This is a genomic window from Bacteroides sp. 2_2_4, from assembly GCF_000157055.1.
GTDB lineage: Bacteria > Bacteroidota > Bacteroidia > Bacteroidales > Bacteroidaceae > Bacteroides > Bacteroides ovatus.
This window is the reverse complement of record NZ_EQ973370.1, coordinates 138,733-146,245: the sequence shown is the minus strand read 5'-3', so window position 1 is coordinate 146,245 and position 7,513 is coordinate 138,733. Positions and strand designations below refer to the sequence as shown.

4 protein-coding genes are annotated in these 7,513 nt (G+C 55.5%); all 4 read right to left on the bottom strand.

All coding sequences use genetic code 11. The features are described from left to right. Positions 1 to 3,170: N-6 DNA methylase (locus tag BSCG_RS03295; protein ID WP_008777267.1), on the bottom strand; the 3,170-nt coding region annotated here is incomplete at its 3' end. Further along, a complete protein-coding gene (locus BSCG_RS03300; protein WP_004304266.1) occupies positions 3,160 to 3,612 on the bottom strand; it encodes a DUF1896 domain-containing protein in 453 nt (150 codons plus the stop codon). The genes BSCG_RS03295 and BSCG_RS03300, both read right to left, overlap by 11 nt. A gap of 162 nt (positions 3,613 to 3,774) precedes the next feature. Next, complete coding sequence (gene topB / locus BSCG_RS03305; RefSeq protein WP_004291456.1) at positions 3,775 to 5,862, bottom strand: type IA DNA topoisomerase; 2,088 nt, start codon at positions 5,860 to 5,862, stop codon at positions 3,775 to 3,777. A gap of 60 nt (positions 5,863 to 5,922) precedes the next feature. Then, positions 5,923 to 7,494 carry a DUF3945 domain-containing protein gene (locus tag BSCG_RS03310; RefSeq protein ID WP_004291455.1) on the bottom strand — a complete coding sequence of 524 codons (1,572 nt, stop codon included), beginning with the start codon at positions 7,492 to 7,494 and terminating at the stop codon, positions 5,923 to 5,925. Positions 7,495 to 7,513: the final 19 nt, after the last annotated feature.

The window sequence follows — 7,513 nt, the reverse complement described above, 5'->3', positions numbered from 1 at the left end:
TCGCAAATTCCGCCGCCGTTCTGTTTCAACATCCAGACGCAATCCATCTGTGAGGGATAGACGCTCTTGATACCCCGGCTTGCCAGCCCTTTCAGGTTGAGGTCGGGAAAGGTCTGATGGGAGCCGTCGTAGCGCGGGCGCACGAAACAGTTGAACTTGCGGTTATACATCGTCACAAGCCGCTCCTTGAACTGCGGCGACTGCTCTTCGAGCCATTCGGAGAAGCCGTTTCGTATCTCGTCAATCTTGGCGTTGGCGAGTTGTATTCCCTCGCTGTCGCGCATCTTGATGTCGTTGCCATGCTCGTCCTTGCCGATGGACTTCATCATGTCAGGGCAGGTGTTGTGCAGGGCGTGTTTTAGGAGGTGCATACCGTCATAGTTCCGGTAATACCCCTTCACCAGAAACTCGTCCGTGATTTTCATGGTGCGGTAGCCGCACACCACCGAAAACTCGTCCATGCTTGCGGAATAGGCGATTTTCACCTCCGTGTCGAACAGCCGGCTCATGTAGGCGGCATAGACACCCGTCGGAATCCAGCGTTCCCCGAAATTGAAGTCCAGATCCTCGAAGGCGATGCGCTGCGGCTCGGCATCTTTCAGAGCCTCCAACGCCTGCTTCACCTCCGGCATACGCTCATTTTCGGGATTGTCACCCATCCATGCCTCTATGCGTTCCGCTTTCTCTATGACATTTCCGGCGATGAAACGGTCTTTGATTTCGTAACCGGTCACGAGCGGATTGTAGTAGATGCGCCCTTGCAGGGCAGTGAGCAAATCCTCCGCCGTGCTGTCGGTTATCTCCCGCATATAGTCGAGATTGACCGTACCATATTTGTTGAGCGACGCAGACAGGGCTTCTTCGGGAGAGCCTACGTTGGCATGGCTCTCCACCGCGAAGGAAACAGGATGCTCGAAGATGTCCGCCTTGACGAACTTTCCGTTTTCCATCCGTTCCAGCGAAAGGATGTCGCGCCCGCCCGCATCCATCATCACTAACTTCACGTTCTGCTTGGCGTTGAGGTTGCCGTAGCGCATGACAAACTCATCGTAACAGGTATTCAGATGCTCTCGCCACGGAACATTTGCCTCGCGCCGGAGCGATTCATAACGGTACAGACGCTCGTAGGCGTCACGCAGCGACACATACAACAACGCCTTTTCCTTCTGGTATCCTTTCAGGTCGAGCGGCTGGAATGTCGCCCCGTATGGCGTGATGTCTTTCAGGTAGCCGATGTTATGACGCCCCCGGTCAGCCACCAGCGACCCTTCGCGCAGGTGCATCTCCGGCGTGCGGTGGTAGGCACGCGGAGAAAGGTCCACGACTTCCTCCTTCGGCTTTTCCGCTTCGATGTCGGGGAAAAGGAAAGTCCCCACCGCTTCCGATGGGGTATCTGTAACGGCAGGTGCGGCGACTGCCTCCGGCTGTGTTTCCTCCTGTCGTGGCTGCTCACGGGAAGTTTCCGGCACGGCTTTCACTTCCGTCTTTTCCGCCACTTGTTTCTCGTTATGCTGCCTTGCCAGTTCCCGAAGTTCTTTCCTACGCTCCGGCGTCAAACCCATCATCATTTCATAGAAACCGTTGATGGGAGGATTGGTATCCCAGTCCAGTGTGGCATAGATGTCGTCCGGGTCGGCAGGCTTGGCGGTGTTCTCCGCTTTCACCTCCTTATTCTCCATTGCGGGTTTTGCAGTTGGAGCTGTCGGTGTAACCGTGACTTTCGGTTTGGGCGGAGTGGACTTTGCCGTAACTGCCTTTTTCACCGTCTTTTTCTTTTTGGAGGTTTTCGGTTGGCTGACCTCTTCCGTCATCCCCCAGAGGTCAAGCAGGGTGAGCTGCACGCCTGCGGAATATTGCGGGCGCGGTTCTATCTCCGGCTTTTCATCTGCGGGTTGCGGCTTTTCTGTCGGAGTTTCCACCGTCTGCGCCGAGGATACTGTTTCCAATTTTATGGCAGGACGCTCTACTTTATTTTGAACGGCAACTTTTTCTTCCGTTCCTGCCTGCCGGATTGAACCCGAATACAAGCGCATGGCAAGCCTGTAATGGAAATCCTCGTCGAGCATACGGCGCAAATCCCCGGCGATGCCTGCTGCCTTGCCCTCGTGCAGATAAACCATAGCGGGCTTCCCGTAGGGGTCTGTGTCAAGTTTCGCCATCGTATGCACGATGCGTTCCGGGTGGTGGATGAAATAGGCGTTGTCGGTCAGGGCGGTTTTCGTGTCCGTCTGTATCACGGTCATCAGCCGCTCGTCCTGCGACATTTCCTTCTTGCTGAGGTTCTTTTGCAGGACAATCAGGTCACTGCCCACCTCCGTGCCCGCGTTGTCCGTGAACAGGTTGTTGGGCAGGCGTATCGCGGATACCAGATTGGCCTGACTGAACAGCTCGTTACGCACGGAGGTCTTGGTGCTATTCAATACCCCTTGCGAGGTGATGAACGCCACGATACCGCCGTCACGCACGGCATCCAGTCCTTTGAGAAAGAAATAGTTGTGGATGGTTTTCTGGGCGGAGCGTCTGCCGAAAGAGTCGCTCCGCTGAAACTCCGCGTCGAACACGGCAATGTCACCGAACGGAATGTTGGACACCGCCAAGTCGAAATAATTGTTGAACGGTCTTTCGATTTTCTCAAAACCGCAGGTGCGCATTTTCTGGTCGGGATAGAGATGCCTCAAGATTGTACCCGTGAGCAGATCCTTCTCGAAAGCCATCACATCCGCATTGGGGCTGTGCCGCAGCATGGAATCCACGAACACGCCGACACCTGCCGACGGTTCGAGCATACGGGCGGGGCGGACGCTGTAATCTGCCAGCACGTCCGCGATGGTGTCGGTTATCTCTTTGGGGGTGTAGAAAGCGGTCAGCACGGACGCTTTCAGCGAATCCACAAACCGCTTGTACTCTGTTTCGTCCTTGCTGTTCTCACGGATAAGCCTGTGCAGCTCCACCGTCGGGGCGAACAGTTCGAGGTCGGATTTCGCCCACCGGACGGCATCCGTCAGTTCCTTTGCAGGGTTGAGGATACATTTCAGACCGCCGAAACCGCAGTACCTTTGAAGTATGGCACGCTCTTCGGTTGTCGCTGTCCTATTTTCCCTGTCAAGGATGAATGCCGTCCGTATCGCCTCGATGTTGTCCCGCAGTTTCTGTTTGCGGTTAAACGCCATATTCGTCTAAGTAAAGGACGGTTGCTCCCGTCAGCTCCGTGTAGAGCAGGTCGTAATCGGAAGACAGGGCGAAATTGTCATCCGAGAGGTCATAGACGGAGAACACGTTGCCGACAAGCGGCAGCAGTTTCAGGACAAAGGCTTCACGCTTCTCTTCCGGCACTTCATCGGCAAACTCGTTTTCCACGACTTCGCGGAGGATGGCGTAACGGGAATAATGCAGCCCGCGCAGCAGCGTGTCCATCGCCAGTTCCTGCGCACCATCGGCGGGATAGCCTTCAAGCCGTGCCCTCTCATACGTTTCGGCGGCACGGTCGGCCCGTTCCCGTATGAAAGCGGTGTCGTCAGCCTGTTCAAACTTGTTCGTGCGGAGATAGTCCAGCAGGTACAGACCGTAATAGGAAAAGTCGGTCTGACCCTCGTTTTTCTTCTTGTTGTTCATTACTTTGGATTTAGCGGATTGATAATTAACGGGATAATCGGTTGGAAAAAGGAAGAAAAAGGCACTCGGTATCCCTCCGAGTGCCACCACTAAATCCAAAGTATGAGTGTAATCCGGTATCGAAGAACAATTCATTACTCTGAACAAGTGGCAAAGTTAATACTATTTCTTCCGTCCTGAAAATTTCTTGTCCTTTTTAGCCTCCGGGAACACAAAAGTCGTGTTATATTCCCCGTCAAAGGCGACAACAGCATCGAAACTCTTGCCCTGTTTGCTCTTGAACCCTTTGAGCAGCTTGGTATGCCCTTCGGTGAGCAGGTCTTTGATTTCATCGTCGGACAGGGTGCGTCCCGCTTTCAGCCGGAACACGGGCAGTCCGCACTCCGTGTTGTCGCAGCGTACCACCTTGCCGTAGAACCGCATCCTGCCCGTGCCACACTTGGGACACGCGCAGCCGGAGTCACGGCTGCCGAAGAGCTTGTCGCACGAGATCAGTTCGGAGGTTATCTCACGTGTGTACGCCTCTATCTCCTTGCGGAAGGTGTCGTCGGACAGTTCCCCGCGCTCGATACGCGCCAGCTCCTTTTCCCATTCGCCCGTCATGGCAACATCGGCGATGCGCATCGTCTTGACGACGGAATTGAGGGCAAGTCCTTTTTCGGTGGGAACAAGCGACTTCTTGCAGCGTTCCATGTAACCGCGCTTGAAAAGCGTTTCGATGATGGAGGCGCGTGTGGCGGGAGTACCGATGCCACAGTCCTTCATCGCCTGCCGCAGTGCGTCGTCCTCAATTTCCTTGCCCGCCGTTTCCATTGCCGAGAGCAGGGTGGCTTCGGTATGCAGCGGCTTGGGTTTGGTCTTTCCTTCGGTAATGGACGAGCCTTTCGGTGTCAGCGTGTCGCCTTCCTGCCAGCCGGGGATGGTAATTTCCTCTTTTTCCTCGCCATAGACGGCACGCCATCCGGTTTGCTTCACGACGCTGCCTTTTACGGTAAACTCCACTCCGGCACATTCCGCCGTGACAGTGGTCACATCCTTGACGCATTTCTCAGAGAATGCCTCGACCATGCGCCCGGCAATCATCTGATAGATGGTATTGTCCTCTTTGGAGAGGAAGAGCGGTTTCTCACCCGTGACGAGCAGGGCATGGTGGTCTGTCACCTTGCCGTCGTCCACGCTGCGGCGTGTCGGGGCGGCTTTTGCCCGCACCTTGTCTTTCCATTCGGGCTGTGTGCCGATGAAAGCGAGCAGTTTGGGAATTTCGGCAAACACGTCTTCGGGGATGTAGCGGCTTCCCGTTCTCGGATAGGTTATCAACTTCTTTTCGTAGAGTTTCTGCGCGATTTCAAGCGTCTGTTCCGCCGTGAAGCCGTGCTTGGCGTTGGCTTCTTTCTGGAGCGTGGTCAGGTCGTAGAGCAAGGGAGTTTCCTCCGTCTTCTCCTTGCGCTCGGCTTTCGTGACAGTGGCGCAACCTGCCGCCTTTACCTTATTATATAGTTCCATCGCCGGTTCTTTCTCTTTCCATTTCTCGGAGGATGAGAATTTCACGACTTCGCCGTCGCAACCGTCCGTTGCGATATGGAGCTGCCAGAATGCTTCGGACGTAAAGCGGCGGTTCTCCCAGTAGCGTTCACATACCATAGCCAACGTTGGTGTCTGCACCCGCCCCACGGAATACGTGCCGTGTCCGGCGGCGATGGATAACGCCTGTGTGCCGTTGATGCCCACGAGCCAGTCGGATTCGCTCCGCGCTTTGGCGGCGAGGTAGAGGTTGTCGTATTTGCTGCCGTCTTCGAGTTTCCGCAGTCCCTCGCGGATAGCTTTGTCGGTGAGAGAGCTGATCCACAGGCGCACGAAAGGAGTGGTGCAACCCGTATAGTGGTAGAGGTAGCGGAAGATAAGCTCTCCCTCGCGTCCGGCATCGGTCGCCACGATGATATGTTCGCTTGTGTCGAACAGTCTTTTGATGACTTTTATCTGCGACACCACGCCGCTGTCGGGCTTGTAACCTTTCTCCGTCCTGACCTGACGGGGGACGAGCGTGAATGTGTCGGGAATAATCGGGAGGTTGTCACGGACAAATCCGCGCACGCCGTAGCCGTCGGGCATGGCAAGCTGAACGAGGTGTCCGAATGCCCATGTCACGGCATAACCGCCTCCCTCGAAATATCCTTCCTCTCTCTTTGTCGCGCCCACGATGCGGGCGATTTCACGTGCCACGGAGGGCTTTTCTGCAATGATTGTCTTCATGTCTTCTTCTTTTTTGTTGATACTTTGGATTTTATTTTGGATTCAGTGGCGGACACGGGATTACATTTTCATGCCCTTGCCCGTTTTCTTCTGCGGCTTCTCCTGCTGCTGTTGCTGGCGGGCGTCCTTCGGGTTGGTCTGACCTTTCTGCAACGGCTCTCTCAGATTCTTTGTAGCCTCGTTGGTCTTGCCATCGTTGTTCACCGCCACCTGCGTGCGGCTCTCGTTGGACGGAGCAACCTGCTGTGCATTGTCAGGGTTCGTGTCGTAGCGGTACGGGCGTCCCTTCTCCGGGTTGAACTTGATATACATCGTGGCATGGAAGCCCTGCTTGTCGGTCACGTTCTCCAGCTTCACGGCTTTACCCGCCACATAGTCGGCTTTCTGCTGGTCGGTGAAGCTCACGCCGCTCCATTTGCTGATGGGGCGGATGCTGCCGTCCTCGTTCGTCCACGTGTTGCGGCGTTGCTCCTTCTTGGTCTGTGCGGCATTTTCCCCGCCCTGCGCCTGACTTTTCGATGTGTCGCCTTTGGTTTCCTGTGTCTGTGCGGTACGGGGCGACTTGCCGGTTCCCGGCACGAACTCCACGCCGCGCTGCTCCACGTTCACTTGCAGGGTGGTGACGAACTTTCTGCCGTCGTTGCGCTCGATGAGCTTGTCGCGTACGGGCAGTCCGGCGCGGAGCATGTCCCGCTCCTGCGTGGTGATTTCCGTCTTGCCGATGCGCTCCGGGATGCGCACCCTGCTTGCCGGAATGTCCGTGATTTCATTCGTCTTGCGGTCGATGCTGATGTAGGAGGGGATGATCTCGCCCGTTTCCCTGTCCACAATGTCCACGACCCTACCGAGATTGCCCGTTTCGCGGAGGTTCTTCCGGTCATTGTCGGAGAATTTGTGTTCCTTGTACTCATCCAGCTTCTGCTCCTTGCGGATGAAGTGCGGCACGAGGCTGATGTTTCCCTCACCGTCCTTCTTGAAGGAGAGGCGGGCGTCCAGCTCGAATGATTCGCCGCCGAAGGTCGGTTTGACCTTTACCAAGTCGGACTTGCCATAGTTGAGCATCTTCGTAAGGTCGCCGGACTTTTCAAGGTTGTCCCGCTTTACGCCCCATCTGTCCTCCAGCTCCTGCCAGTTGATTTTACTCTCGTCGATGGGCTGGTAGCCACGTTTGCCCTGCATCTGTTCGGATTTGTCCTGTTGCTGTTCTTTCCGTTGTTCCATGTTCTCCTGTTTTTGAGGTTCTTGTTTCTCTGTCTGTTGTGCTGCCATCTCTTCCTGCACCTTCTTCTCATAGTCGGAGGTGTCCACCTTGTGAGGGGCGAGCAGCTCCTTGTTCGCTTCGGGGTCTTTCAGCAGTTGCTTCATCACCTCTAAGAGATTTTCAGCTTGGTCTGCCGCAATGCGGTAGAAACCGAAGCGGCTGGGTTCCTTGCACTGCCGGAAGAAGTTCTTGAAGAAGTTGTCCAGCACGTCGCCATGTCGGTCGAATTGCAGGAAACTCTGCGCGTTCTCCGCTTTTGCGGGGGTGCGCTTGGGTGTGCCGTCCGCGTTCAGCCCGGCTACCACGCTGATCTCGCCTGTCTTCTCGTCACGGACTACCAGCACGTCCTTTTCGTCTTTTTTCTTTGCCATCTGAAAAATGTTTTAATGG

Coding starts and splice junctions, on each gene's coding strand:
- BSCG_RS03300 (WP_004304266.1), bottom strand. CDS start 3,612: ATGAACAACAAGAAGAAAAACGAGGGTCAGACCGACTTTTCCTATTAC.
- topB (WP_004291456.1), bottom strand. CDS start 5,862: ATGAAGACAATCATTGCAGAAAAGCCCTCCGTGGCACGTGAAATCGCC.
- BSCG_RS03310 (WP_004291455.1), bottom strand. CDS start 7,494: ATGGCAAAGAAAAAAGACGAAAAGGACGTGCTGGTAGTCCGTGACGAG.